Annotated in this window: 20 protein-coding genes and 2 pseudogenes; 13 read left to right on the top strand and 9 right to left on the bottom strand. The window is 71.4% G+C overall.

The features are described from left to right. The first annotated feature begins 105 nt into the window (after nucleotides 1-105). Entirely contained in the window at nucleotides 106-2,289 is a 2,184-nt protein-coding gene (locus QQY66_RS02085; protein WP_301977285.1) for an MMPL family transporter, read from the top strand. A gap of 124 nt (nucleotides 2,290-2,413) precedes the next feature. Here QQY66_RS02085 and purU read toward each other — a convergent pair whose 3' ends face one another. Genes purU through glyA form a run of 6 tightly spaced genes read right to left on the bottom strand, consistent with a single transcriptional unit; the run spans nucleotide 2,414 to nucleotide 9,543 of the window. Further along, the gene (gene purU / locus QQY66_RS02090) at nucleotides 2,414-3,277 is read right to left on the bottom strand and encodes a formyltetrahydrofolate deformylase (RefSeq protein ID WP_301977286.1); all 864 of its coding nucleotides are present in this window, start codon (nucleotides 3,275-3,277) and stop codon (nucleotides 2,414-2,416) included. After that, a complete protein-coding gene (locus QQY66_RS02095; RefSeq protein WP_301977287.1) occupies nucleotides 3,277-3,897 on the bottom strand; it encodes a sarcosine oxidase subunit gamma in 621 nt (206 codons plus the stop codon). Before QQY66_RS02095 ends, purU begins: the two co-directional genes overlap by 1 nt. Beyond that, a complete protein-coding gene (locus QQY66_RS02100; protein WP_301977288.1) occupies nucleotides 3,890-6,706 on the bottom strand; it encodes a sarcosine oxidase subunit alpha family protein in 2,817 nt (938 codons plus the stop codon). Before QQY66_RS02100 ends, QQY66_RS02095 begins: the two co-directional genes overlap by 8 nt. Then, nucleotides 6,703-6,999, bottom strand: coding sequence for a sarcosine oxidase subunit delta (locus tag QQY66_RS02105; protein ID WP_301977289.1), 297 nt, complete (start codon nucleotides 6,997-6,999; stop codon nucleotides 6,703-6,705). Before QQY66_RS02105 ends, QQY66_RS02100 begins: the two co-directional genes overlap by 4 nt. Nucleotides 7,000-7,009: 10 nt before the next feature. Beyond that, nucleotides 7,010-8,230, bottom strand: a complete 1,221-nt coding sequence (locus tag QQY66_RS02110) for a sarcosine oxidase subunit beta family protein (protein WP_301977290.1) — start codon at nucleotides 8,228-8,230, stop codon at nucleotides 7,010-7,012. Beyond that, nucleotides 8,227-9,543, bottom strand: a complete 1,317-nt coding sequence (glyA, locus tag QQY66_RS02115) for a serine hydroxymethyltransferase (RefSeq protein ID WP_301977291.1) — start codon at nucleotides 9,541-9,543, stop codon at nucleotides 8,227-8,229. Before glyA ends, QQY66_RS02110 begins: the two co-directional genes overlap by 4 nt. 95 nt (nucleotides 9,544-9,638) lie before the next feature. On the opposite strand from glyA, the gene QQY66_RS02120 reads away from it, so the two are divergent. The 8 genes and pseudogenes from QQY66_RS02120 (at nucleotide 9,639) to QQY66_RS02155 (ending at nucleotide 16,482) form a co-directional block, all read left to right on the top strand. Beyond that, nucleotides 9,639-10,304: a GntR family transcriptional regulator gene (locus QQY66_RS02120; RefSeq protein WP_301977292.1), complete on the top strand. Its 666-nt coding sequence runs from the start codon at nucleotides 9,639-9,641 to the stop codon at nucleotides 10,302-10,304. 259 nt (nucleotides 10,305-10,563) lie between these two features. Then, entirely contained in the window at nucleotides 10,564-11,040 is a 477-nt protein-coding gene (locus QQY66_RS02125; protein ID WP_301977293.1) for a hypothetical protein, read from the top strand. Nucleotides 11,041-11,653: 613 nt separating this feature from the next. Beyond that, nucleotides 11,654-12,061 (top strand): annotated as a pseudogene (locus QQY66_RS50205) (hypothetical protein); the annotation flags it as partial. 595 nt (nucleotides 12,062-12,656) lie between these two features. Further along, the gene (locus QQY66_RS02135; RefSeq protein WP_301987115.1) at nucleotides 12,657-13,079 is read left to right on the top strand and encodes a roadblock/LC7 domain-containing protein; all 423 of its coding nucleotides are present in this window, start codon (nucleotides 12,657-12,659) and stop codon (nucleotides 13,077-13,079) included. A gap of 80 nt (nucleotides 13,080-13,159) precedes the next feature. Continuing rightward, nucleotides 13,160-13,438 (top strand): annotated as a pseudogene (locus tag QQY66_RS02140) (DUF742 domain-containing protein); the annotation flags it as partial. After that, on the top strand, nucleotides 13,410-14,018 hold the full coding sequence (locus QQY66_RS02145; RefSeq protein WP_301977294.1) for an ATP/GTP-binding protein: 609 nt from the start codon (nucleotides 13,410-13,412) through the stop codon (nucleotides 14,016-14,018). The pseudogene QQY66_RS02140 and the gene QQY66_RS02145, both read left to right, overlap by 29 nt. Continuing rightward, nucleotides 14,015-15,253, top strand: a complete 1,239-nt coding sequence (locus tag QQY66_RS02150) for a cytochrome P450 (RefSeq protein WP_301977295.1) — start codon at nucleotides 14,015-14,017, stop codon at nucleotides 15,251-15,253. The genes QQY66_RS02145 and QQY66_RS02150 overlap by 4 nt, the downstream gene beginning before the upstream one ends. Beyond that, a complete protein-coding gene (locus QQY66_RS02155; RefSeq protein ID WP_301977296.1) occupies nucleotides 15,250-16,482 on the top strand; it encodes a cytochrome P450 in 1,233 nt (410 codons plus the stop codon). The genes QQY66_RS02150 and QQY66_RS02155 overlap by 4 nt, the downstream gene beginning before the upstream one ends. On the opposite strand, the gene QQY66_RS02160 is transcribed toward QQY66_RS02155, so the two are convergent. From QQY66_RS02160 to QQY66_RS02170, 3 genes are read right to left on the bottom strand one after another with little or no spacing between them, the layout of a single operon-like run. Continuing rightward, complete coding sequence (locus tag QQY66_RS02160) at nucleotides 16,436-17,608, bottom strand: glycosyltransferase (protein WP_301977297.1); 1,173 nt, start codon at nucleotides 17,606-17,608, stop codon at nucleotides 16,436-16,438. The genes QQY66_RS02155 and QQY66_RS02160 overlap by 47 nt on opposite strands. Before the next feature lie 47 nt (nucleotides 17,609-17,655). Continuing rightward, nucleotides 17,656-18,978, bottom strand: a complete 1,323-nt coding sequence (locus QQY66_RS02165) for a nucleotide sugar dehydrogenase (protein ID WP_301977298.1) — start codon at nucleotides 18,976-18,978, stop codon at nucleotides 17,656-17,658. Between the two features lie 17 nt (nucleotides 18,979-18,995). Beyond that, nucleotides 18,996-20,459: a glycosyltransferase family 4 protein gene (locus tag QQY66_RS02170; RefSeq protein ID WP_301977299.1), complete on the bottom strand. Its 1,464-nt coding sequence runs from the start codon at nucleotides 20,457-20,459 to the stop codon at nucleotides 18,996-18,998. A 38-nt stretch (nucleotides 20,460-20,497) separates the two neighbouring features. Here QQY66_RS02170 and wecB point away from each other — a divergent pair, with 38 nt between their 5' ends. The 4 genes from wecB to QQY66_RS02190 are packed head-to-tail and all read left to right on the top strand — an operon-like array spanning nucleotide 20,498 to nucleotide 26,232. After that, on the top strand, nucleotides 20,498-21,586 hold the full coding sequence (gene wecB / locus QQY66_RS02175) for a non-hydrolyzing UDP-N-acetylglucosamine 2-epimerase (RefSeq protein ID WP_301977300.1): 1,089 nt from the start codon (nucleotides 20,498-20,500) through the stop codon (nucleotides 21,584-21,586). Beyond that, nucleotides 21,579-22,232, top strand: coding sequence for a bifunctional 2-polyprenyl-6-hydroxyphenol methylase/3-demethylubiquinol 3-O-methyltransferase UbiG (locus tag QQY66_RS02180; protein WP_301977301.1), 654 nt, complete (start codon nucleotides 21,579-21,581; stop codon nucleotides 22,230-22,232). Before wecB ends, QQY66_RS02180 begins: the two co-directional genes overlap by 8 nt. Next, complete coding sequence (locus QQY66_RS02185) at nucleotides 22,229-24,046, top strand: hypothetical protein (protein ID WP_301977302.1); 1,818 nt, start codon at nucleotides 22,229-22,231, stop codon at nucleotides 24,044-24,046. Before QQY66_RS02180 ends, QQY66_RS02185 begins: the two co-directional genes overlap by 4 nt. Continuing rightward, nucleotides 24,043-26,232: a glycosyltransferase gene (locus tag QQY66_RS02190; protein ID WP_301977303.1), complete on the top strand. Its 2,190-nt coding sequence runs from the start codon at nucleotides 24,043-24,045 to the stop codon at nucleotides 26,230-26,232. The genes QQY66_RS02185 and QQY66_RS02190 overlap by 4 nt, the downstream gene beginning before the upstream one ends. Nucleotides 26,233-26,236 lie beyond the last annotated feature (4 nt).

Raw genomic sequence — 26,236 nt, forward strand, 5'->3', positions numbered from 1 at the left:
AGACAACCATTCGACCGGCTCGGTCGGTGAGGGCCGGTCGAGGTCGCCGATGCCAGGGTCCGCTCCCCGGGCTGCGGTGATCTTCCTTCCAGGAGGACCCCCCGCATGTTCCGACGTATTGGCAGCGCTGTCGTCCGACATCCCGTCTGGACGATCGCGGCATGGCTGATCGCGGCGGTTGCCATCGTGGCCACCGCCCCGAGCCTGCCCTCCACCAGTGACGAGAGCAGTTTCCTGCCCAAGAGTTACGAGTCCATCAAAGCCGCCGACCTCCAGGAGAAGGCGTTCCCCAGCGCCTTCACCCCCTCCGCGATCGCGCTCTACCAGCGCACCGACGGCGGCGAGTTGACCGCCGCCGACCAGCAGGACGTCGCCCGGATCACCACCGAGCTGGGCAGGAAGAACATCGACCAGGTGCAGAAGGTCGTCCCCGGCCAGCCGTCCGAGGACGGCAGGTACGCCCTGACCCTGGTTCAGATGGACAGCAACAACGCCGGCACGCCCAAACAGGCCGACGCGGCCGAGGTGTTGCGCGAGGACGTCAAGGAACTCGCCCAGGGCACCGATCTGGACGTCAAGCTCGGCGGCTCCGCAGCACAGGCCCTGGACCAGCAGGACTCGTCCCAACGCGGCGAGGCACTGATCGGCATCGGCACCTTCGTCATCATCCTGGTGACCCTGCTGATCATCTTCCGGGCGCCGATCCTGGCCGTGCTCCCCCTGGTCCTGATCGGCGTGGTGGCCGCGATCGCCAACGGGCTGATCGCTTACGCCACCAAGCTGTTCGACCTGCAGGCCAACAGTTCGATCTCGTCGATCCTGATCGTCGTGCTCTTCGGCGTGGGCACCGACTACTTCCTCTTCCTGATCTTCCGTTACCGCGAACGCCTGCGCGCCGGCGACGAACCCAAGCAGGCCATGGTCAACGCGGTGGCCCGGGTCGGCGAGGCCATCGCCTCGGCCGCCGGGGCGGTCATCATCGCGTTCCTGGCGCTGGTGCTGTCCACGCTGGGCTTCCTCAAGCAGATGGGGCCCGCGCTGGCCATCGCGGTGGCCGCCACCCTGGTCGCGGGCCTGACCCTGATCCCGGCCGTGGTCTCACTCATCGGGCCGAAGGTCTTCTGGCCCTCCAAGTCCTGGCAACGGGAGCCGGAGAACGCCCGCTTCGCCGCCCTCGGCCGGAGCGTGCAGCGCCGCCCCGCGCTGACCGCCGTGGTGTCCGGTCTCGTCCTGCTCGTGTTGTCGCTGGGTACCTTCGGCTACAAGGCGACGTTCGACCTGGCCTCGGGCTCCATGCCCAAGACCAAGGAGTCCATGGTCGTCCAGGACGAGATGGAGAAGGCGTACTCGGCCGGCGCCGCCGCGCCGACCGACGTCTACCTGTCCAGCACCGACGGCGAGCCACTCGACAAGGCCGCCTTCGACACGTACGCAAAGAAGCTCGGTGCCGTGGACGGCGTCGCGAGTGCCCGTATGACGCAGGTGAACAAGGAAGGCACCACCGCGGACTTCACCGTCACGCTCCGGTACGAGGCGTCGACGGACAAGGCGATCGACGCGGTGAGCCGGGTACGGGACGTCGCGCACTCCGACGCGCCCGAGGGCACCGAGGCTCTGGTCGGCGGTATGTCCTCGATCTACAAGGACATCGACACCGCGGTCAACCACGACTACCGGACGGTCTTCCCCGTCGCCGCCGTGCTGATCATGGTCATCCTGGGGCTGCTGCTGCGCAGCGTGGTCGCCCCCTGGTATCTGATCGCGTCGGTGGGGCTCGGATTCGGCGCCACCCTGGGTGCGACGGTGTGGATCTTCCAGGACGGGGCGGGGCATTCGGGCCTGATGTTCATGCTGCCGGTGATCATGTACCTCTTCGTGGTCGCCATCGGCACCGACTACAACATCCTCATGATCGCCCGGCTCCGCGAGGAGGCACGCGAGGGCCGCGAACCGCGCGAGGCGGCCAGCATGGCAATCAAACACGCCGGTCCGACCGTGGCCGCCGCGGGTGTCATCCTCGCGGCGACCTTCGCCACGATGATGCTGGCGGGCAACTCCCTGCTCACGGAGATGGGTTTCGCCGTCTCCTTCGGCATCGCGATCGCCGCGTTCGTCATGGCGATGTTCTTCACCCCGAGCCTCACCGCGCTGATCGGTCACGCGGCGTGGTGGCCGGGTCACGGGGACCGGGCGGAACCGGCAGCCGACGCGGGCACCGGCACCGCGTCCATCACCACCGGGGCGGAACGGGAGGCGACGGCGAACGATCCGGCGGGACGTCGCGGCTAGCTCCGCTGGAAGTGCGGTGATGGTCCGTCGGTCGTCTGCGGCGTCGTCGTGGCTGGTCGCGCCCGCGCGGCGGAGCCGCACATCGATACAGCCCCGCGCCCCTTCGGGGCGCGGGGAGCCGTCGTCAGCGAAGCACCACCGTGCGTCTGCCCTGGACGAACACCCGGCCTTCGCAGTGCCATCGGACCGCTCGGGCCAGGGCCGCCGATTCCGCGTCGCGGCCGATGGCGGCGAGGTCGTCGGGGGTGTGGCGGTGGTCGACGTCGATGACCTGCTGGGCGATGATCGGGCCTTCGTCGAGGTCGGCGGTGACGTAGTGGGCGGTGGCGCCGACGAGTTTGACGCCGCGGTCGTGTGCCTGGTGGTAGGGCTTGGCGCCCTTGAAGCTCGGCAGGAACGAGTGGTGGATGTTGATCATCCGGCCGGCCAGGCGCGTGCACAGGCCGTCGGTGAGCACCTGCATGTAGCGCGCCAGGACGACCAGGTCGACGTCGAACGAGTCGACGATCTCCAGGAGCCGGGCTTCTGCCTCGGGCTTGGTCGCGGCGGTGACCGGCACGTGGAAGAACGGGATGTCGTGCCAGGTGACGAGCGCCTCGTGGTCGCGGTGGTTGGAGACCACCGCGACCACGTCGATGGGCAGGTCGCCGCTGCGGGCGCGGAAGAGGAGGTCGTTGAGGCAGTGGCCGTAGCGGGACACCATGATCAGCACGCGGCGCCTGGCGGTGATCGGTTCGAGGTGCCAGCGCATGGCGAACGGGGCGGCCACGGTGGCGAAGTCGCGGTGCAGGGTCTCCGTGGTGTTCTCGCTGCCGAGGGTGGCAGCGAAATGCACCCGCATGAAGAAGTGGCCGTCACGGCGCTCGCCGAACTGCTGGTTGTCGATGATGTCGCAGCCGTGATCGAGCAGGAACCGCGAGACGGCGTGGACGATGCCGGGCCCTTCTGGGCAGTCCAGGGTGAGTACGTGCTCGACCGGCGCCCCCATCACGGCACCTCCGGGCCGTCGTGCTCGCTCATCGCGTCGATGAGCCAGCGCGCCAGGTAGTCGGCGAACGAGGACCGCGGGAACAGGCGGTACGTCGGCGCGTCGTCGACCTGCCAGAGCAGCACCGCGACCGGTCCCACCGTGGTCGACACCGCCCGGCCGGGTCCGAAGACCCGGGGATGCAGGTCCAGCGGGCAGCCCTTCTCCAGCACCTGCCGGGCGGCCGGGCCGGTCAGCTCCAGTGTGGTGCGGTTCGCCGAGACGTCCACCACCGAGCCCGGGTCCCCGCCGAGCGCCTCCGTCAACTCGGCGGCCAGGGCGGTCGCGTCGGCCTGGGACAGCACGAGCCACTCGTCCGGGCCGAGCCATACGACCGCGTGGGGGCCGGATGCGGTGGTGTCGCCGCACTGCCGCGGGAGCGGCGCCCCCAGGGCCTTTTCGATGCGGTCGGCCGCTTCGGAAGCGGGGTCGACGCGCAGGTTCGCCATGGCGAGGAACGGCCGCTCGGTCAGCGCGACAGCGCGGGCGCCGGTGACCGTGGCGGCGCGCATCCGGTCTTCCAGGTGTTCCAGGGGGCTGCGGCGCGGGCGCACCGGGCCGGACTCGGTCAGCTCAGCCATCTCGCTTGGTCCCTTCGGGGTCGTAGAGGACGAAGTCGGCCACCTCGACGGGCACCAGGTCCTCGCCCACCGGGGCGAGCAGGGTCTCGCCGATCCTCGACCGCCCGTCGGCGACGAGGGCGAGAGCGAAGGGGCGGCCGAGGGCCGGGCTGTGGTAGCTGGAGGTGACGTGGCCCAGCATCGGCACGGGCACCGTCTCCAAGGGGACGTCCGGCGCGACGAGTTGGGTACCTTCCGGCAGCCGGGTCGTGCGGTCGCTCGGCAGCAGTCCGACCAGCTGCTTGCGGTCGGTGCGGGAGGTGTCGGCACGGGAGTAGGACCGCTTGCCGATGAAGTCCTTCTGCTTCGAGACCACCCAGGACATGCCCGCGTCCTGCGGGGTGACGGTGCCGTCGGTGTCCTGGCCGACGATGATGTAGCCCTTCTCGGCCCGCAGGACGTGCATGGTCTCGGTGCCGTACGGGGTGATGCCGTACGGCCGGCCGATCGCGTACACCTCCTCCCAGACCTCCAGGCCGTACCACGCGGAGACGTTGATCTCGTAGGCGAGTTCGCCGGAGAAGGAGATCCGGCAGATGCGGGCCGGGATGCCGGAGGCCAGGGTGGTCTCGCGGAAGGCCATGAAGGGGAAGGCCTCGGCGGACAGGTCGACGTCGGGCGCGAGACCCGCGACGACCTCGCGCGACTGCGGGCCGACGACGGCGATCGTCGACCACTGCTCGGTCACCGAGGTGCAGTGGACGTCGAGTTCGGGCCACTCGGTCTGCAGCCACTCCTCCAGCCAGTCCAGGACCCCGGCGGCGCCGCCGGTCGTGGTGGTCATGAAGTAGCGGTTGTCGTCGAGGCGCAGGGTCACGCCGTCGTCGAAGATCATGCCGTCGGGCTTGCACATCACGCCGTAGCGGGCCATGCCGGGCTTCAGCTTCTTGAAGGCGTTGGTGTAGACGCGGTTGAGGAACTCGCCCGCGTCCGCGCCCCAGATCTCGATCTTGCCGAGGGTGGACGCGTCCATGAAGGCCACGCCCTCACGGGCCGCACGGCATTCGCGGGCCACGGCCGTGTCCATGTCCTCGCCCGGCTGGGGGTAGTACCAGGGGCGCTTCCACTGGCCGACGTCCTCGAACATCGCGCCTTGAGCGACGTGCCACCTGTGGATGGAGGTGGTCCGCTCCGGATCGAACAGCTCACCGCGCTCACGCCCCGCCAGGGCGGCGAAGGCAACCGGCGCGTACGGCGCCCGGTAGGCCGTGGTGCCGATCTCTCCCAGGGAACCGCCCAGCACCTCGGCGATCACCCCGATCGCGTTGACCCCGGACGTCTTGCCCTGGTCGTTCGCCGTGCCGAGCGAGGTGTAGCGCTTGACGTGCTCGACGCCGCGCATGCCGGCGCCGGTGGAGCGCCAGACATCGGCGACGGTGACATCGCGCTGGAGATCGACGAAGTGGGTGTCCCAGCTGTCGTCAGTGCCCGGCACGAGCCACAGGGCGCGCACCTCAGGACGCACCTCCTCGTACGACGCCGTCGGCACCGGCACCGGGAATCCGGCCTCCGTCGCCGCCAGCGCACCGGCTCGCGCCCCCTCGGCCACGCATCCGTCGAGCGAGTACGTCCCGCGCGCCGCACCGACGACTTGCTGGTCCCGCACGTTCCCGTCGGGCACGAAGGCGACCAACTCGGAGTCCCAGCGCAGCCGCCCCTGCCGCTGGCTGTGCAGGTGCACCACCGGGCTCCAGCCGCCCGAGACGGCGAGCAGGTCGCACTCGAAGGACTCGGCCACACCGGTGAGTCGGCCGTCCGCATCAAGGCCCTGGACCGCGACCGAGGAGATCCGTCCCTCGCCCGCCGTGTCGACGACCGCGCTTTCCGTCAGGACCCGTACGCCGGTAGCCGCGGCGACCTCGGTGGCCCGCTCGGACAGCTCGGGGCGTGCGTCCACCACAACGGTCACCGCGACACCCGCGGCGTGCAGGTCGGCGACCGTGTCGTAGGCGCTGTCGTTGGTCGTGCTCACCACGACCCGGGAACCCACCACCACGCCATACCGGTTGAGGTAGGTACGGACGGCACCGGCGAGCATCACCCCGGGCCGGTCGTTGCCCGCGAAGACCAGCGGACGCTCATGCGCGCCGGTCGCCAGAACCACCTGACGGGCGCGGATGTGCCACAGCCGCTGCCGCGAGACGCCGGCGGGGGCGTCGGCTCCGAGATGGTCGGTGCGCCGTTGCAGCGCCAGCACGTAGTTGTCGTCGTACGACCCGAACGCCGTGGTCCGATGCAGTACGACGGCCTCGGGCGCCGCGTCGAGCGCCGCCCGCATCTCGGTGGCACCCTCCCAGTCACCGGTCTCCGGCTGCTCGTCGATGAGGATCACGCGGGCACCGGACTCGGCGGCAGCGGCGGCGGCAGCGAGCCCGGCCGGTCCGGCGCCGACGACCAGGACGTCGGTGTGGACGTACTTCTTGTCGTAGACGGCGGGGTCAGGGGTCGGGTCCAGTCGGCCCATGCCGGACAGCGTGGTGGCGGACAGGCCGTCGTACAGCTCCACGGTCGTCGCCGGCAGCATGCCCTCGGAGCACGAACCGTCGATCTGCAACAGCGCGTTGGGCTCCTCCACACCCGCGGCGACGATGCCGCGCGGGCGGCTGCGGTAGAGCGAGGGGGCGACCTCGACGAGGCCGTTCGCCAGCATCGCGGAGGCGACGGTGTCACCGGGGTGCCCGGTCAACTCCCGTCCGTCGACGGTGAACCGCAGCACGGTGCCGCGGTCGATGCGGCCCCCTTGCCGGAGCCGGAAGTGCTGGTCGGTCATCGGTTCCCTCCGGCCTGGGGCAGTTCGGGGCGGGGCTCGTCGACCCGGTAGGAGGCGAGCACCTGGTAACTGACGGTGTCGCGCAGGACGTTGAACCAGCGGCGGCAGCCGGTGCTGTGCATCCAGCGCTCGGCGAAGGGGCCCTTGGGGTTGTCGCGGTAGAAGACGTACTCGGCCCACTGCTCGTCGGTGAGGTCGGCGGGGGTCTCGGGGTAGGGGACGTGGGCCTGTCCCCCGTAGTGGTACTCGGTCTCGTCACGCGGACCGCACCATGGGCAGCGGATGAGCAGCACAGTGTCCTCCTCAGTGGGCCACGGCCGCGGCGCCGTGCTCGTCGATCAACGCGCCCGTCGTGAAGCGTTCGAGGGCGAAGGGGGCGTTCAGCGGATGCGGTTCGCCGGTGGCGAGGGTGTGTGCGAAGGTCCAGCCGGCGGCCGGGGTGGCCTTGAATCCGCCGGTGCCCCAGCCGCAGTTGACGTAGAGGTTCTCCACGGGGGTGCGGCCGATGATCGGGGAGGCGTCCGGTGTGACGTCGACGATGCCGCCCCAGGTGCGCAGCACGTGCGCGCGGGCGAAGACGGGGAACAGTTCGACGGCGGCGGCCATCTGCTGCTCGATCACGTGGAAGGAGCCGCGCTGCCCGTAGCCGTTGTACGAGTCGACGCCCGCGCCCATCACCAACTCGCCCTTGTGCGCCTGGGAGACGTAGACGTGCACGTGGTTCGACATGACGACGGTGGGGTGCACCGGTTCGTGCAGTTCGGAGACCAGGGCTTGCAGCGGGTGCGACTGCACCGGCAGTCGTACGCCCGCCCGCTCGGCCAGCACGCTGCTGTGCCCGGCCGCCGCGAGACCGACCCGCCCGGCGAGGATGCGGCCCCGGTTCGTCTCGACCCCCACGACCCGGTCGCCGTCCTTGAGGAAGCCGGTGACCTCGCAGCCCTGGATCAGGTCCACACCCAGCTCGTCGGCGCGGCGGGCCAGCGCCCAGGCGACGTGGTCGTGCTTGGCGATGCCGGCCCGCGGCTGGAAGGTGCCGCCGAGGACCGGATAGCGGGTGCGGGACGAGACGTTGAGGATGGGGCAGACCTTGGCGACCTCGTCCGGCTCCAGCCACTGGGCGTCGACTCCGTTGAGGCGGTTGGCGCCCACGCGGCGCATGCCCTCGCGGACGTCCTGGAGGGTGTGCGCGAGGTTGAGCACGCCGCGCTGGCTGAACAGGAAGTCGTAGTCCAGCTCCTCGGGGAGCTGCTCCCACAGCTTGAGCGCGTGTTCGTAGATCGCCGCGCTCTCGTCCCACAGGTAGTTGGAGCGGATGATCGTGGTGTTGCGGGCCATGTTGCCGCCGGCCAGCCAGCCCTTCTCCAGGACGGCGACGTTGGTGATGCCGTGGTTCTTGGCGAGGTAGTAGGCGGTGGCCAGTCCGTGGCCGCCCCCGCCGACGATGACGACGTCGTAGGAGGAGCGCGGCTCGGGGTTGCGCCAGAGGAAGTCCGGGTGCTCCGGCAGCGGCTCGGCGCTCATGCCGCGGCTCCGTTCAGGTGGGGGTAGAGGGGGAAGGCGGCGGCGAGCTTCTCGACGCGGTCGCGCAGCAGGCCCGCACGCTCGTCGCCGAGCCGTTCGTCCTTCAGGGCCTGGGCGATGATGTCGGCAACCTCCCGGAACTCCGTGTCGCCGAAGCCTCGGGTGGCGAGGGCCGGGGTGCCGATCCGCAGGCCCGAGGAGACCATCGGCGGGCGGGGGTCGAACGGCACCGCGTTGCGGTTGACGGTGATGCCGATGCGGTGCAGGCGGTCCTCGGCCTGCTGCCCGTCCAGCTCGGAGTTACGCAGGTCGACGAGGACCAGGTGGACCTCGGTACCGCCGGTCAGCACGGTGATCCCGGCCTCGGCCACGTCGTCGGCCAGCAGCCGGCCGGCGAGGATCCTGGCGCCGTACAGCGTGCGCTGCTGGCGCTCCTTGAACTCCTCCCCCGCCGCCACCTTGAAGGCCACCGCCTTCGCCGCGATGACGTGCTCCAGCGGACCGCCCTGCTGTCCCGGGAAGACCGCGGAGTTGATCTTCTTGGCGAGGCCGGCACGGCTGAGGATCACCCCGCCGCGCGGGCCGCCGAGGGTCTTGTGCGTGGTGGTCGTGACGACGTCGGCGTACGGTACCGGGCTCGGGTGCAGGCCCGCGGCCACAAGACCGGCGAAATGCGCCATGTCCACCAGCAGATACGCGCCCACCGCGTCGGCGATCCGCCGGAACTCGGCGAAGTCCAGCCGGCGGGGGTAGGCCGACCAGCCGGCGACGATCATCTTGGGCCGGTGTGCGAGAGCGAGCTGCTCGACCTCGTCCATGTCGATGCGCATGTCCGACGTGCGCACGTGGTACGGCACGACGTTGTAGAGCTTGCCGGAGTAGTTGATGCGCATGCCGTGGGTCAGGTGCCCCCCGTGCGCGAGGTCGAGGCCGAGGATGGTGTCGCCGGGGTTCAGCAGCGCGAACATGGCCGCCGCGTTGGCCTGGGCACCCGAGTGCGGCTGTACGTTCGCGGCCTCGGCGCCGAAGAGTTCCTTGACGCGGGTGATGGCCAACTGCTCGATGACGTCGACGTGTTCACAGCCGCCGTAGTAACGGCGGCCCGGGTAGCCCTCGGCGTACTTGTTGGTCAGGACCGAGCCCTGCGCCTCCATGACGGCGGCCGGGGCGAAGTTCTCCGAGGCGATCATCTCGAGGGTCGACTGCTGGCGGTGCAGCTCGGCGTCCACCGCGGCGGCGACGTCCGGGTCGAGTTCGCTGAGCGGGAGGGAGAGGGGGGAGGTGACCGTGGTGATCGACGGGTTCGTTGCCATCTGCGCACCGTCCTGAGAGTCAACTAAAGAGCAACTGATATATCAGCCTGTGCGGTAAGGTATGGGAGTTCGCCGGACAGGTCAAGGGGGCATTCATGCAGCAGCTGGCGACCGAGCCCACGGGTGAGGAGCTGTCCCTCGCCGAACGCGCCTACCGCGCCATCCGCGACCGGCTCGTGATGCTGGAGATCCGCCCGGGCGCGCCGATCAACGAGGACCAGCTGGGCCAGTCCCTCGGCGTCGGACGGACGCCGGTGCGCGAGGCGCTCAAGCGGCTCCAGTACGAGCGCCTGATCACGACCTACCCCCGGCGCGGCACCTTCGCCACCGACGTCAACATCACCGACCTGGCGCATATCTCCGAGGTGCGCCAGGAGCTGGAGCCCCTGGCCGCCGCCCAGGCCGCGCGGCGGGCCACGGCCGCGGACCGGGCGACCCTGGCGGCCGTACTGCGGGAGCTGGAGAGCGTGGATTCCCGCCGGCAGGACGCCGCCGAGCTGATGCGCCTGGACCTTCAGGTCCACCGCGCCATCTATGCCGCCACGCACAACCCGTATCTGGAGGACACCCTCGTCCGCCACGACAACCTGGCCACCCGCATCTGGTGCCTGTTCATCGACCGTCTGCCCGACATGGCCGGTCACGTCGAGGAGCACGGACCACTGATCGAGTCGATCGTCGCCGGTGACCCCGACAAGGCGGCAGAGATGGCCCGCAGCCACGTAGTGGGCTTCGAACGAGCCATTCGCGACGCCATCTGAGACGACCTCGTGGCGTTCGCCCCCCGGGTCCTCGCGGAGCGCGGCCACGAAGTGCACCTCTTGCGGCAACCAGGCTTCGACTCACTGGGGGCGAGCACTCGGCGAGCCGCCTTCGGGAAGGACATGTCGCGCCACCCCTTCCGCCGCGTAGAAATATCTACGAGCATGCATATGCCCAGCTGGTGTGCCGCCGAAGGCTGCCGGCCGGTACGGCCCTCCGCACAGCGCGGGGCCGAGCGGACAGCACCCGGAGCACGACATGAACGACACGATGTGGACGCATGGTGTGGAGTGGCTCGCCGCCGCCTCCCCCGACCCCCAGGCCTGCAAGCGAGCATGGGACCGGGGTGAAGGGATCGCGCTCCTCGAAGCGGGCCGTTTCTGGGACCTGCTCAGCGTGCCCGACCGGCTGGGCCTGCTCACCCTGGACCTGCTGTGGCAGCCGTCGCTGCCCACGCCGGGCCCGACGCTCGTGGACACCGCGGCCCACCGGATCGGTTTCCTCGTCCCGCCGGACCCGGGCAGCCGGTGGATCGGCGAGGGACTGCGCTGTGCGAGCAGGGGCTCCTGGGTGGCCACGCCGCCGCCGTACCGCGCCGCCCGGTTCCTCGAGTGGCTCATCCCACCCGATGGAACCGGCGCGCTGCACCGACCCGTGACGCTCGAAGTGGCACTGCGCCAGGCCAACGGGACGCTCGCCATGCTCGAGCCCTTGCGCGGCGACAGGACGACGTAGGGAGGACGCCAGGGCCGCGGGACGGTCGCCCCGACGGGCGAGTACGACATCGAGGCCTACAGCGGCCACCACCTCGTCGACGGCGCCTGCACAGCCGTATGAGATACGAACAGAAAACGGTCCCTTTCGGATCGATGTTTCCATCGACCGTGCGAGACCGGTCAATGACGGTGTGTACTGGGCGACGAGTGCCTTGTCCATGGGCCTCGGACCCTCCCCTGCCCGACTTCGTATGGATACCGATTCGATGATCGAACTACCGGACCTGGTGGTCGGCGGTCTCGCCGTCGGCACACTGTCCGCGCTCGCCCTCCTCGGCGGGCTGCTGCGATCCCGGCGTCAACAAGCCTCGCAGCGTGAGGAGGTAGCCCGATTACGTGCCCAACTCGACGGCGCGCCAATGGCGTTCATCACCGAGGTCGAGCATCTCGCGGCACGCCGCGTGCCCGCCGCCGCACGGCAACTGGCGCATCCGCACGTCGTGGTGCCGGGGCCGCTGAATCCGCAGAACGCCGGTACGCCGCTCGGTGTCGCGATGGAGCACGTGCTCAAGGGGCTGCGCACGGAGCTGGCGGCGCAGCGCACCCGGATCGACGCGGCGGCGCAGGCCGGGATGCGCGGCGCCACCCGGGAGATCCAGGCGGGCCTGTACCGGCTCCAGGACGCCCTGCGCGGGCTGCAACAGCGGTACGACGAACCGGAGTTGGCGCAGACGCTGTTCCAACTGGACCACGAGAACGAGCAGTCGCTGCGGCGGGCGCAGGTCGCCGGGGTCGTGTGCGGGGCGTGGGTCGGACTGGCCCGCGAGGAGTCGCACCTGGTGGAGGCGGTGACGGGCGGTCAGGCCCGGCTGGCGGGCTATCACCGGGTCCGGGTCCACAACCACCTGGAGACGGGCACCGCCCTGGTGTCCCACGCGGTCGAGCCGGTCGCCATCATCGTCGCCGAACTCCTCGACAACGCCCTGCGCCACTCCGCACCCGACACCGACGTCACGGTCAGCCTGGAGCACGTCCACCACGGCGTCTGCGTCACCATCGACGACGCGGGTCTCGGCATGACGCAGGACGAACGGGCCCGCGCCCAGCGGATGGTGGCCGGTACCGAGCCGATCCTGCTCACCGACCTCGGTGACCCGCCGCGCATGGGACTCGCCGCGATCGGCCGGCTGACCCGGCAGTTCGACCTGAGCGTGGACCTCTCCTCGCCCTCCCCGTACGGCGGCGTACGCGCGGTGCTGCTCGTCGACAGCCATCTGCTCACCCGTATCGACCCCGCCGAACAGCCGCCGGCGGCCAGCGCCCCGCGCTCGACGCGCAAGAACGTGCCCGCCGCCGTCCACAGTTACGGGAACGAGCAGGACGAGGAAGCCGCCGGGTCCGGGCACCACAGCCCGCCGGACGCCGGAGGCCTGCCGCAGCGCCGACGCCGTACCCGGGCCGCCGCCGCACCGGCCGAACCCGAGCCGCGGCCTCCCGCGCGCCGCCCCGAGGACGCCGCCGCGGCACTCGGCGCGCTGCAGTCCGGCACCGCCGCCGCACGCGCGCGGGAGAACGACGCCGTACCCGCCACGACACACGAGACCGAACAGACCGACCACGAGGGGGAGCGGCCAGATGACCAGCCGCGATACGGGCGAGACGGCGTGGGTGCTGGAACCGATCCTCCAGGTACCGCATGTCGTGGCCGCCGTCCTGCTGACGCGGGACGGCCTGGTGAAGGGGTACACGGACGCGCTCGCGCAGCCGTCGGCCGAGCGGGTGGCCGCCATCACCAGCACCGTGCAGGGGGCGTGCCGGACGGCAGCGGCAGCCTTCGCCGACCGGGACCAGGCGGAGGTACGGCAGGTCGTCATCGAGTCCGACCACGGCTATGTCCTCATCGTCCCGACGGATCACGGCACGTGCGTGGCCGCGTACGGGGACGGCGAGGTACGCCTCGACCTGCTCGCGCACCGTGTCCACTCGCAGGTGGCGCGGCTGGGCGAGAAGGCGATGACGGCCACGCCCCGAGGAACCGACGGCGACACGCCCGTATGACCGGCCGGCGTGGCGGCCGTCCCCTCGTACCCGCGTATCTGTCGACCGGCGGCGTGGCCCGGCCGAGCCGCCCCCAGTTGGAGCGGCTGACGGTGCTCACCGGCAGCGGAGCACCCGCGCCCGCGGACCTGCCCGCCGCTCAACTGGCCCTGCTGGACGCCCTGGACGGCGGATCGCTGACCGTGGTGGAGGCCGCGGCTCTGCTGGAGCTGCCGGTGTCCGCGGTGCGCGTGCTGGCCGCCGATCTCGTCGACCGGGGCCTGGCGCTGGCCCGCCCGCCGATCCCGCCCGCCGAACGGTTCGCCCCCGACCTGCTGAAGAGAGTGGCCGATGGCCTCCGCGCCCTCAAGCTCGACTAGCCGCACCCATTTGCCCCAGACCGCCCGCGACTTGGTGAAGATCCTCGTCGCCGGGCCCTTCGGGGTGGGCAAGACGACCCTGATCGACTCCGTCTCCGAGATCCGGCCGCTGCACACCGAGGAGCCGCTCAGCGAGGCCTCCGCGCAGACGGACGATCTCGTCGGCGTGCAGGACAAGTCGACGACGACCGTCGCCATCGACTTCGGGCGGATCAGCCTGCCGGACGGCATCGTGCTCTATCTCTTCGGCACGCCGGGGCAAAAGCGGTTCCGTTCGCTGTGGGACGACATCGCGTACGGGGCGCTCGGCGCGCTCGTCCTGGTGGACAGCCGTCGGATCGACGCGTCGTTCGACGTGCTCGGCCTGGTCGAGGAGACCGGGCTGCCGTACGCGGTCGCCTTCAACGCCTTCCCCGACGCGCCCCGGCACTACACCGACGAACAGCTGCGCGCCGCCCTCGACCTGGAGCCGACGACCCCGATGGTCGTGTGCGACGCGCGGGACGCGAACTCCTCGATCGACGCGCTGCTCGCGCTGGTCCAGCACCTGATCGACCGCCACCCCCCGGAGCACAGGTGACCACCTATCCCCCCGCCCAGCAGGCCTTCTCCCTCTCCGCGCCGGTACGGCTGTGGGAGGACGGTTTCGCGCTGGATCCCTACGGCTACTACGACGCCCTGCGCGCCCAGGGCCCGGTCGGCTGGGCGGAACTCGCCCCGGGCGTACCGGCGTACGTCGTCACCGAACGGCGGGCCGCGCTGGAGCTGCTGCACGACACGGACACGTTCTCGCACGATCCGCGGCCGTGGGAGGCCACCGTCGCCGACGACTCGCCGGTGCTCGGCATGATGCGCTGGCGGCCCAACTCCCTGTTCGCGGACGGGGCGGCCCATCTCCGCTACCGCACCACGCTGATCGACACCTTCGACGGGATCGAACCGCACGACCTGCGCGCCCGTGTCCACCGGGCGGTGCATGTGCTGGTGAGCCGGTTCGGGCCGCAGGGCGAGGCGGACCTGGTCGGCGAGTTCGCGCGGCCGTTGATGGCGCTGGTGTTCAACAGCCTGTTCGGGCTGCCGGACAGCCAGAGCGACCGGCTCGACGCGGCGCTCGGCCGGATGATGGAGGGCGGCGCGGAAGCGGCGCAGGGCGAGGCGGAGTTCGGCGGCTACGTCATGGAGCTGATCGCCGCCAAGACCGAGCAGCGCGGCGACGACCTGCCGAGCCGGCTCCTCGACCATCCGGCCGGGCTCACTCCGGAGGAGGTCACCTGGCAGGTGTTCCTCACCCTCGGCGCCGGACACGAACCGACGGCGAACCTGGTGTCCAACGCGCTGTCCCGGATCCTCGGCAACCCGCTCTACTACTCGACGCTGACCAGCGGTTCCCGCCCCGTGATGGACGCCGTGGTGGAGGTGCTGCACCACGAGACGCCCCTGGCCAACTACGGCATCCACTACGCCCGCAGGGCCGTGACCTTCCACGGGGCGTGGATCAGGGCCGCGGTGCCGGTCGTGATCTCGTACGGGGCACTCGCACACTTCGCCGAGCAGGAGCTCACCGACGGCCGCCACCGCCAGGACGCCTCCCATCTGTCCTGGTCGGCGGGCCCGCACGCCTGCCCGGTCAAGCAGCACACGCTGCTCATCGCCACCGAGGCGATCGAACGGCTCACCCAGTGGCTGCCCGATCTGCGGCCGGTCCTGCCGCGCGAACGACTGAGCTGGCGGCCGGGACCCTTCCACCGCTCGCTGACCTCACTGCCCGTCCGGTTCAACCCCCGCTCCCCCGACCAGCCAGGAGATCCGTCGTGACCGTCACCGACCGCATCGCTCTCGACCCGTTCGGCGCCGACATCCTCGCCGAAAGCGCCCGGTTGCGCGCCCTCGGCCCGATCGTGCCGGTGGAGCTGCCCGGCGGCATCCCGGCCTGGGCGCCCACCGGCTACGACACGCTCAAGGAACTGATCCTCGATCCGCAGGTCAGCAGGGATCCCCGGCTGCACTGGAAGTTGTGGCCGGAGATCGGCGAACACCCCTCCTGGGGCTGGGTCCTGGGCTGGGTGGGCGTGGTCAACATGCTCTCGACATACGGTGCCGACCACGCGCGCCTGCGCAAGCTGGTCTCGCCGAGCTTCACGCACCGGCGCACCGAGGCGATGCGCCCGCGGGTGGAGGCGATCACGGCGGAGCTGCTCGACGGCCTTGCGCAGACGGGCGCGGACGGTTCCGTGGTCGATCTGAAGGCGGGGCTGGCGCACCCGCTGCCCATGCGGATGATCTGCGAACTGTTCGGTGTCCCCGACGAGTTGCAGGACGCGACCGGCACAATGATCGCGGCCATCATGGACACCTCCGACCCGAGCCCGGAACACGCCGCGTCCGTTCAGCAGCAGATCGGCACCGTCCTGCCCGCGCTGATCGCCCACCGCACCGCACACCCCGGGGACGACCTCACCACCGAACTGATCCGGGTGCGGGACGAGGACGGCGACCGGCTCAGCGACGAAGAGCTGCTCTACACGCTGCTGCTGGTCATCGGCGCCGGCTTCGAGACGACCGTCAACCTCATCGGCAACGCGGTCGTCGCCCTGCTGACGCACCCCGAGCAGCTGGCCGCCGTACGGTCCGGGAAGCTCGGCTGGGAGGCGGTCGTCGAGGAGACGCTGCGGGTCCACCCGTCCATCGCCTCGCTGCCGTTGCGGTTCGCCGTCACGGACCTGACCGTCGGCGACGTCACCATCCCCGCCGGCGACGCCATCATCACGACGTACGCCGCCGCTGGGCTCGATCCCGCGCACTACGGTCCCGACGCCGACACCTTCGACGCCGGGCGCGGAGCCGACGACCATCTGGCTTTCGGGATCGGTGTGCACCGGTGCATCGGTGCGCCCCTCGCCCGTATGGAGGCTCTCACCGCCCTGCCCGCGGTCTTCGCCCGCTTCCCCGGGGTGGAACTGGCCGTGGACGAGGGCGCGTTGCGGCAGGTGCCGTCCTTCATCGCGTTCGGCTGGCAGGAGATTCCGGTACGGCTGGGCGGGTGAGCCGGCCGCTCCGGGACCCCGCCGACTCCGCCACCCACTTCTCCAGCCACTCTACGAACTCGTCTGCGCGCGCGGGCCAGTTGAGGTCGGTGAGGGCCGCGTCGCGCCCCCGCAGCGCGGCGCGCAGCCGCAGTTCGGTGTCGCTGTTCAGGCGCCGTATCGCGGCCGCGGCCGCGGCCGGGTCCTCGTAGGGGACGACGAGGCCGCAGCCGTGGCCCCGGACGAGTTCGGCGGCGAGAGGGGTCGGCGTGGTGACGACGGGGACGCCGTGAGCCATGTACTCGACGACCTTGGTGGGGCGTGAGTGGCGGTAGTTGGGCTGGTCGTGCAGGAGAGAGAGGCCGGCCGTGGCGCCGGACAGCAGGGCGAGGGCGCGGTCGTTGGGCAGGAAGTCGTGCCAGCGCAGGACACCGTCGCGGTCGGCCTCGGCGAGTGCGTCGCGTACGTCGGGATCCGCCGCGCCGATCACTTCGATCCGGAACGACGGGCCGAGCAGTCGGGCCGTCTCGATCAGGTCCAGCGCGCCGCGGGCCCGTGACAGATGCCCCACGTAGACGACCCGGTCGTCGCCGGGCGGAGCCGGCACGGCCGTGGGAACGACGGCGAGGTTCGGCACGACCGGGTGGGATCGGCGAAAGCGCGCCTGGTAGGCGTCCTCGGCGAGCAGCAGACGCAGCCGGCGCTCCGCCAGGCGTTCCGCCGCGCGCACCGCGAGGCGCAGGGGCGGGCGCAACGGAACCGGCACCCAGCCCTTCATGGCAAGTGCCGCCGCCGTGTCCTCGTGCACGTCCCACACCGTCACCGGAGACCGGCCGGTGCGCTGCCACCGACGCAGGGTGCCGGGGAGGGCCAGCAGCAGTTCGGGGTCGTGCAGCAGCACCAGATCCACTTCGGGTCCGCGTTCGGCGAGCAGGGCGCGGGCCGCACGCAGTGCCGCGCGGCGGCTGCGGCCCGCGGCCCGCGGCAGGTCCACACCCTCGACGTACGGCCGCGGCGCCACTGAGCGGGCAGTGAAGGGGGCCGCGTAGACGATCTCGTGGCCGCGATCCCTCAGGGCCGTTATCTCCCTGTGCAGGATGCGGGCGTCCTCGGGGTGGTGCACGACGGTGATGACGAGTATCCGCATAGGGGCGCCTTTCAACTCCGTGGGACGCAGCCGTGAGGAGGAGCTGCCTAGAGCTCCTCGATCCCCGGCCGGAAGATCCGCCCCCGGGTGTCGAACAGCAGTCGGGCCTCGTCGGCGAGGGCCGGCAGGTCGTAGGCCGAGTGGTCCTGCAGCAGGATCGTCAGGTCGTGGTCCCGCGCGGCCGCGATGGCGTCGCCGACACGTGGGACGGCCACGCCGTCGACGGACCACTCGGGCACGTGGGGGTCGTGGAAGGAGATCTGAGCCTCCCGTTCCCGCAGCAGCCGGGCCACCGGCACCGCGGGCGACTCGCGTTGGTCGGCCACGTCAGGTTTGTAGGTGACACCCATGAGCAGCACCCGAGAGCCGTGCAGCGGTTTGCCGACGCTGTTGAGGAGGTCCTGGGCGCGGCGCACGACGTACTCCGGCATCCGGCGGTTGATCTCCTGGGCGAGCTCGACGAAGCGGAACTCGTAGCCGAGCGAGGAACGCACCTTGTACGACAGGTAGTTGGGGTCGATGGGAATGCAGTGGCCGCCCACGCCGGCGCCGGGTCTGAATGCCTGGAAGCCGAACGGCTTGGTGGCGGCGCAGCGGATGGCGTCCCAGACGTCGACGTGCAACTCGTGGCTGATGATGGTCAGTTCGTTGACCAGGGCGATGTTGACGTGCCGGTAGGTGTTCTCGATGAGCTTGGCCAGTTCGGCCTCGCGGGTGCCCTTCGCCTGGACGACGGTGTCGACGAGCTTGCCGTAGAAGGCGACGGCGCGTGCCGCGCAGGACGGGGTGCAGCCGCCGACGACCTTCGGGGTGTCGCGCAGTTGGTGCGCGGAGTTGCCGGGATCGATGCGCTCCGGTGAGAAGGCCAGGGCGAAGTCCTCACCGACGCGCAGCCCGGACTCCTCCAGCAGCGGGCGGACGATCTCCTCGGTGGTGCCGGGGTAGGTGGTCGACTCCAGGACGACGAGCTGCCCGCGCCGCAGCCGGCCGGCGATCGTCCGGGTGGCGTCGGTCACCGCGCTCAGATCGGGGCCCCCGTCCTGGCCCAGCGGGGTCGGCACGCAGATGACCACGTTCTGTGCGCGGGCGAGACAGCGGTCGTCCGTGTACGCCGTGAATCCTGCCGCCCGCATGCGGCGGACGTCCTCGTCGGACACGTCGTCGACGTGCGAGCGCCCGGCGTTGAGCGCGGTGACGACGTCTGCGTTCCGGTCGAGCCCCACGACTCTCAGGCCGACCGAGGCGGCTTCCCGAGCGAGGGGCAGCCCGACGTAGCCGAGCCCGAGTACCGCGAGTTCGACGTCGTCGGTCTCTTCGTCCCCGAGCGGTTGGCTCACAGCTGCGAGCGGTTCGGTCTCGTCGACCTGCATACGGGTTCACCCGGCTTTCAGGGCGGGAGTCGGCATCCAAGCGCGCGATAGGCATCGCGGGTCATGGCGGCGACCCGGCTCCAGGTACGGGCCCGCGCGACGATCGAGCGGGCGTTCATTCCCATGTCACTTCGCCGTGTTTGAGAATAAAACAGCCCTTCGATAACTTCCGCCCAAGCTTGTGGGGATTCAGAAGGAATGAGCTCACCGCTTGCGCCGGGCTCCACCAGCTCCCTCATCGCGGCGAGATCGCTGGCCACCACCGGCAGACCGCTCGCCATCGCCTCGACCGGCTTGAGTGGCGTCACCAGACGGCAGACGCGCTCGTCGGTGCGCGGCACCGCGAACACGTCCAACACCGCGTGATACGACCGCACTTGGTCGTGCGGCACCCGTCCGGTGAACAGGGCCCCTCCGTCTCCGAGACCGAGCCGGACGGCCAGTGCCCGCAGCGCCGCCCGCTCCGGACCGTCGCCCACGATCAGCAGCCGCACGGGGACGCCGCGGCGGCGCAGCTCGGCACCCGCATGGAGCAATGTGCCGATTCCCTCGTATGGAGTAAGACTGCTGACGGTGCCGACGACGAGGTCGTCCGGCGGGATGCCGAGGCGGGCCCGCAGCGGCGCCCCGTCCGGCAGCGGGGCCAGGAAGTCGTCGTCCACCGCGTTCGGCGCGATCAGGACCCGCTCCTCGGGCACTCCACGGGCCACGATCTCGGCGCGCATCGCCGCACCCAGCGTCAGGACCAGATCGGCCTCGCGCATGCAGTACGTCTCGAGCGCGCGCCGCGTGCGGTAGGTCGGGTCGTCCGGGCTGCGCCCCGGTGCCTGCGTCAGCCAGGTCTCCTCCAGAAAGCCCCGCACCTCGTAGACCACGGGCAGCCCATAGGCCTCGCGCAGCGCGAGGGCGACCCGTCCGTTGCCGTGGTCGGTGGCCGCATGCAGGACGGCGGGCCGCAACCGCTCCACCAGCCGCCCGGCCAGCTCGGCGTTGCGGGCCAGCACGGCATCCTGGCCGTACGGCAGCCGCGACGGGAGCAGTCGGTGCTGCGGTACGCCGCCCACGATCTGCAGCGGGCGCGCGTCCAGCACGCCCTGCGCCACCGGGAAACCGACGCGCGTGACCACGTGCGGATCGAGTCCGTCCGCCCGCTGGGCCTCGGCGAGTTTCTGGGTGCGCACGGTGTAGCCGGCGTGCTTGAACGGCAGCCCGTTGGTGACCAGATGCAGTACCCGGCCCGGCACCGGACTGACGGTCCGCCCGGTGGGGGCGGGCACCCGCGCCGCACCGGACGGAGTGGCGGTGGGCCCGGCCGTGCGGGCGCGGGCGGCGAGCCGCCGTTCGACGCCCCCCAAGCGGCCCCCGACGGGGGTCGGCAGCAGCCGCAGACCGAGCAGTGCCGCCCGGACGGGGTCCTGGCGCAACTCGCCCCATGCCACGGAGGCAGCCAGACTGAGAGCACGGGGGACATGACGTGACATACCGGAACATTAGGTCGACAGAGCGGAGAACCGACACCATGACCGGCCGCGTACTCCATGTCGTCGGCGCCCGGCCCAATTTCGTCAAGGCGGCGCCGGTGGTCGCCGCCCTGCGCTCGGCCGGATGCGAGCAGGTGCTCGTCCACACCGGGCAGCACTACGACGAACGCCTGTCGGACGTCTTCTTCCGGCAGCTCGGCCTGCCCGCACCGGACACCGACCTGGGCGTCGGCTCCGGCAGCCACGCCCGGCAGACCGCCGAGCTCCTGATGGCGCTGGAGACCGAACTGATCGCCCGCGCACCCGCCCTCGTCCTGGTCTACGGCGACGTGAACTCCACCCTGGCCGGTGCCCTCGCCGCCGCCAAACTGGGCATACCGGTCGCCCATGTGGAGGCGGGCCTGCGCAGCTTCGACATGACGATGCCGGAGGAGGTCAACCGCCGCCTGGTGGACCAGCTGGCCGAGCTGCTGTTCGTCACCAGCCCGGAGGCCATCGGCCATCTCACCCGCGAGGGAATGGACGTGGGCCGTGTCCACCTCGTCGGCAATCCGATGATCGACACCCTGCTCACCCATCTGGACCTGTTCGACCCGGCCGCCGCGCGCACCGCTCACGACCTCCCCGAGCGCTACGGCGTGGTCACGCTGCACCGCCCCTCGAACGTCGACGACCCGGAAGCGGCCCGGGCCGCCGCCCTCGTCCTGACCGAGGCGGCCCGCCACCTCGACCTCGCCGTGCCACTGCATCCGCGTGGCCGGCGGGCACTGGAGGCAGCGGGCCTCTGCGGCGCTCCTGGCGTGAACGTGCTCGAACCGCTGGGATACGTCGAGTTCATGAGCCTGGTCCGGGGAGCCGCCGCGGTGATCACCGACTCCGGCGGTGTTCAGGAGGAGACCACCATCCTGGGCGTGCCCTGCCTGACCCTGCGCACCACCACCGAGCGCCCGGTCACCGTCACCGACGGCACCAACCGCCTCGTCCAGCACGCCGAGTTGATTCCCGCGCTGCGCAAGGCGCTGGACGGCGAGCAGACGGCGCGCGGAGAGGGCCCACCGCTGTGGGACGGCAAGGCAGGCGCCCGGATCGCCCGCATCGTCACCAGGTGGCTGGATCACCATGACTGACCGCGCAGCCACCCGGACGGCGGAACGCAGCCGCGTGTACTGGGACTCCCGCCACCGCGAGCACGACGACCTCACCTCCGGCGGTCACATCGGCCTCGATCACGCCGGCAACGAGATCTTCTACGCACAGCGGCTCGGCACCCTCCTCACGTTGATCGGCGACCTGTCCAGCCCGCAGGCACCGCTGTTCGTTCTCGACGCGGGGTGCGGCAAAGGGCACTTCGCCCGCGCACTGGCCCGCTGCGGCCACCGCGTCGACGCCTTCGACGTGAGCGGGGAAGCCGTGACCCACGCCCGCGCCGACGGCGGCGGCCCGCGATACGCGGTGGCTTCGCTCGCCGACTGGCGCAGTCCCTGGCCGTACGATGCCGTGCTCTGCGTCGACGTGCTCTTCCACGTCCTCGACGACACGGAGTGGTCCGCCGGACTGCGCAACCTCGCCTCCCTGGTCCGCCTCACCGGCCGGCTGATCGTCACCGACGAGGACATCGGGGAGCGCAGACCGCGCGGTGACTACATCGTGCACCGCCCGACGGCCGCGTACCGCGCGGAGCTCGAACCCCTCGGCCTGCGGCACACGCTGTTCGAGCCGTACGACTTCCGCGAGAACGAGGTCGGCTTCCACGTCTTCACAAGGACCCGATGATGCGCCTGACCGATCTGCTCCACCCACACCTGGACGGCGTCACGACCGTCATCGACGCGACCACCGACGGTGGACTGAACCTGACGCCCTATCTGCACCTCCCGGACGGCGTCGCGCTGCGCGCGGCTGACGAAAGCCCCGTGGAAGCAGGCGAGTTGGTGCTGCTCTCGTACGGCCCGGACCCCGCTCTGCACGGCACCGAGGCCGACTGTCTCGCCGTACTGGAGCGGATGCGGCCCGGTGGGCGCGGCCTCATCGTGTTCGGGCACCCGGGGCGCCAACTCCCCTACCACCGCCTCCTGGACGCCCTGGTCACCCGGCGCTGTCAGGTGCTGCGCGCCGTCCCGCTCGACTATGTCCACCTGAATGCGGGCGCCGTGTTCGCCCGCACGGACGAACTCCTGCCGCCGCACGACTGGTTCGGGCGACCGGTCCCGTCCGAGGGCCTGCCCACGGCGCTGCGGACGGCGAGCGAGTACGTCCTCGCCGACCTGGTCTCCCGGTCCCTGCGGGCCCGCGTCCTGGACCTGGAGAAGGAGGCCGGGGAAGCGGAACACGGCGGTGCCGGAACCCGGCAGGACGGGCTCGCCGACCGGCTGGCCGTCGCCGTGCGGGAGCGGGAGCAGCTGACGTCCGCGCTGCGCGGGGCCCGCGAGCGGGTCGATGCGCTGCAGGCACGGGTGGCCATGCTGGAGGGCTCGACCTCGCTCAGGGTCGGGCGGGCGTTGGTGGCGGCGGCCCGTTCGCCGGGGCGGGGGACGGCGCGGCTGCCCCGGGAGCTGTACGGGATGTGGCGGGGGCGGGCGAAGTCCCGGCCGCGTCCGGCCGGGCGGAGTGCGCCGGGGACCGCATCGCCTCAGGTGCTCGACGGCCGGTTCCACCTCGCCCACCGTGCCCTGTCCTCGGCTCCACGTGACCGCCTGGTCGTCGCCGGCGTGCTCACGGACCGCACAGCCGAGGACTTCGCGGCGGACGCCGTGGTGAACCGTCTGCTGCCGCACGACGGGCGTCTGCTCGTGCAGCGCACCGATCCGGACGCCGTCGTCGTGCAGCTGAGCGCCTGCACGGGCGACGGCCCCTGGTCGCCGGCGGGCACCGGCCTGGCCCCGGACCTGGACCGGCAGCTGGCCGAACTCCTCACTGAGGCACGGGCGTTGGGCCGGGCGGCCGTCCTGTGGCGGGACGCTCCCACGGCCGGTGCCCCCGGCCTGACGCAGCTCGCCTGGGACGCCGTGCTGGATGCGGACACCGGCGTACGGCTCTCCCGCCTCGACCCGCAGATGTGCGGGCGGGACGGGCTCCGGGAGGCCTTCCTGCGGGACAGCACCCGGGTGCGGCTGGCGGAGCTGGCGCGGCGGGTCGGCGGCCCGGACCCGCTGGCCGCGCGGCGCGTCGCCGTGCTGGCCGCGCCCCGCGACCGGGACGAGGTGGCACGGCTGGTCGGCCAGGTGCTGGGGCAGCTCCATCGGCCCGCCGAGGTCGTCGTTCCCCGTCCGGCGGGCGGCGTCCTCGACGAGCTGACCGGCGCCGGTGTGACCGTCCGGGAAGGACGGCCCACGGCGCCCTGGGTCGCGGACTGGACCGAGCTGTCCGTGGACCGTCCGGACACGCTGCTGCTGGACCTGATGTGCGCCCAGGAATACTCCGGCGCCGACGCGGTCGGGCACACCGGCGCCGACGACGACTACATCTTCGTACCGGCCCTCACCCCGCTCCTCGTCCGCCGGTCGCTGCATCTCGCCGGTACACCGCCCGAGGACTGGCTGGGCCTGGGGTACCGCCTGTTCGCCGTGCACGGGAAGGAGTCGTCATGAGCCGCACGCCACGTGCCCTCGTCTACGGCGATGTGGACCTCAACCTCATCGACGGCTCCGCGGTGTGGGCCCAGTCGACGGTGGAGGCGCTGTCGGCAGCGGGCTGCGCGACCCGACTGGTCCTCAAGGCCCCTGTGCGCACGGGCCGGTTGATCGACCCGATCGCCGGGCTGCCCGGGGTCGCGGTTCTCCGCCCGCACGAGGACCGGCTGCTGCCCTCCGTGAACGACCGCCCCCTGTCGCCGGTGCAGGCTTCGCAGGTGCTCGCCCTGCTCGACCAGGACGACCCCTGCGATCTGCTGGTACTGCGCGGCCGTCGGCTGGTCACGCGCGTGGTCGCCAACGGGCACTTCGACGGGCGGATCTGGGCCTACCTCACCGACATCCCGCAGTCGCCCGCCGAGATGACGGAGCAGGCCCGGGAAGACCTCACCCGTATCGCCGAAGCGTCCGCGCGACTCCTGTGCCAGACCGAGGAGTTGCGCTGCTTCCTGGAGACCTGGGTGCCCGAGGCCTGCGGTCGCTCTCTGCTCAGCCCGCCGGCCGTGCCCGACCCCGGCTTCACCGTGCCGGAACACGACCGCCCGCACGACCCCTTCCGCCTCGTCTACACGGGCAAGTTCGCGCCCCGCTGGAACACCCTTCCCATGACCCGGCTGCCGGCGCTGCTCGCGGAGCGGGACATCCGAGTCGAACTGCACACCGTCGGCGACAAGATCCACCACGACCCCGCCCATCCGGACTTCCGGGCGGCCATGGCACGAACCCTGGACGGCGCCGCCCCGGGCGTCACGCACCATGGCGGGCAGCCGCGTGAGGAGGCCATGCGCATCGCCGCCGACTGCGACCTGGGCCTGGGCTGGCGCGACCCCGTCCTCGACGCCAGCCTCGAACTGTCCACCAAGGTCCTGGAGTTCGGCGCACTGGCGCTGCCCGTCGTCCTCAACCGCACGCCCGCCCACGAGGCACTGCTCGGCGACGACTACCCGCTCTTCGTACCCGGACGCGCCGAACTCCCGGACGCGGTCGAAGCCGTCGCCCGTGCCGTGCGCGAGCCCGAGTCCCGGTTGCTGGCGGCCGACCGCTGCCGTCAGGCCGCCCGCCGGTACACGCTGCAGGGCGCGGCGGAGCGCTGGCGTGCCCACCTCGACCGGGCCTTCCCGTCCACGCCGGCCGCCGTCGCCCGCCGGTCGGGACCGCTGCGGGTCGGGGTCGCGGGCCACGACCTGAAATTCCTCACCCGGCTCCTCGACCACTTCCGCGCCCTGCCCGGCCTGGAGGTACGGCTGGACAGCTGGCCCGCACTGGCCCGCCACGACCCGGCGGCCAGCCGGGAACTCGCCGACTGGGCCGACGTGATGGTCGTCGAATGGTGCGGTCCGGCCGCCGTCTGGTTCAGCCGCCACAAACGGCGCGGCAGCCGGCTCATCGTCCGGCTGCACCGGTTCGAGCTGGACGCCGACTGGCCGCGGCAGGTCGACATCGACGCGGTCGACCGGGTGGTATGCGTCAGCCCGTACTACGCCCGCCGCACCCGGGAGGTCACCGGCTGGCCCGAGTCCAAGATCACCGTCATTCCGAACTGGGTCGACACCGACCAGCTCGACCGGCCCAAGACGCCCGGCGCGCACTTCCGGCTCGGCATGATCGGCATCGCGCCCAGCCGCAAACGCCTCGATCTCGGCATCGACGTCCTGGAGAAGCTGCGGTCCCATGACCGGCGCTGGCATCTGTCGGTCAAGTCCAAGCCGCCGTGGGAGTACTGGTGGATCTGGAACAAGCCCGAGGAACGCGAGCACTACGACGCCGTACTGCGCCGGATCCAGACCGCGCCGCTGCTCGAAGGGGCCGTCGTCTTCGACACGTTCGGGCCGGACGTGGCGAACTGGCTCCGGCGCGTCGGGCATGTGCTGTCCACCAGCGACGACGAGAGCTTCCACCTCTCCCCTGCCGAGGGCATGGCCTCCGGCGCCGTACCCGCGCTGCTGCCGTGGCCGGGGGCGGACGAGATCTACGACCGGCGCTGGATCCACGACAGCCCGGAGGCGATGGCGGAGGCGATCGCCGAACTCGGGGAACCGGAGCCCTGGCGGTCCGCCGGGGAACTGGCCCGCACCCAGGTACGGCAGGCGTTCTCGCTGGAGCAGGTGGCGCGGTCCTGGACCGACCTGCTGGTGAGCGGGTGACGCG

It is taken from the genome of Streptomyces sp. DG2A-72 (genome assembly GCF_030499575.1).
Classification (GTDB): domain Bacteria; phylum Actinomycetota; class Actinomycetes; order Streptomycetales; family Streptomycetaceae; genus Streptomyces.

Coding starts and splice junctions, on each gene's coding strand:
- QQY66_RS02085 (WP_301977285.1), top strand. CDS start 106: ATGTTCCGACGTATTGGCAGCGCTGTCGTCCGACATCCCGTCTGGACG.
- purU (WP_301977286.1), bottom strand. CDS start 3,277: ATGGGGGCGCCGGTCGAGCACGTACTCACCCTGGACTGCCCAGAAGGG.
- QQY66_RS02095 (WP_301977287.1), bottom strand. CDS start 3,897: ATGGCTGAGCTGACCGAGTCCGGCCCGGTGCGCCCGCGCCGCAGCCCC.
- QQY66_RS02100 (WP_301977288.1), bottom strand. CDS start 6,706: ATGACCGACCAGCACTTCCGGCTCCGGCAAGGGGGCCGCATCGACCGC.
- QQY66_RS02110 (WP_301977290.1), bottom strand. CDS start 8,230: ATGAGCGCCGAGCCGCTGCCGGAGCACCCGGACTTCCTCTGGCGCAAC.
- glyA (WP_301977291.1), bottom strand. CDS start 9,543: ATGGCAACGAACCCGTCGATCACCACGGTCACCTCCCCCCTCTCCCTC.
- QQY66_RS02120 (WP_301977292.1), top strand. CDS start 9,639: ATGCAGCAGCTGGCGACCGAGCCCACGGGTGAGGAGCTGTCCCTCGCC.
- QQY66_RS02125 (WP_301977293.1), top strand. CDS start 10,564: ATGAACGACACGATGTGGACGCATGGTGTGGAGTGGCTCGCCGCCGCC.
- QQY66_RS02135 (WP_301987115.1), top strand. CDS start 12,657: ATGACCAGCCGCGATACGGGCGAGACGGCGTGGGTGCTGGAACCGATC.
- QQY66_RS02145 (WP_301977294.1), top strand. CDS start 13,410: ATGGCCTCCGCGCCCTCAAGCTCGACTAGCCGCACCCATTTGCCCCAG.
- QQY66_RS02160 (WP_301977297.1), bottom strand. CDS start 17,608: ATGCGGATACTCGTCATCACCGTCGTGCACCACCCCGAGGACGCCCGC.
- QQY66_RS02165 (WP_301977298.1), bottom strand. CDS start 18,978: ATGCAGGTCGACGAGACCGAACCGCTCGCAGCTGTGAGCCAACCGCTC.
- QQY66_RS02170 (WP_301977299.1), bottom strand. CDS start 20,459: ATGTCACGTCATGTCCCCCGTGCTCTCAGTCTGGCTGCCTCCGTGGCA.
- wecB (WP_301977300.1), top strand. CDS start 20,498: ATGACCGGCCGCGTACTCCATGTCGTCGGCGCCCGGCCCAATTTCGTC.
- QQY66_RS02180 (WP_301977301.1), top strand. CDS start 21,579: ATGACTGACCGCGCAGCCACCCGGACGGCGGAACGCAGCCGCGTGTAC.
- QQY66_RS02185 (WP_301977302.1), top strand. CDS start 22,229: ATGATGCGCCTGACCGATCTGCTCCACCCACACCTGGACGGCGTCACG.
- QQY66_RS02190 (WP_301977303.1), top strand. CDS start 24,043: ATGAGCCGCACGCCACGTGCCCTCGTCTACGGCGATGTGGACCTCAAC.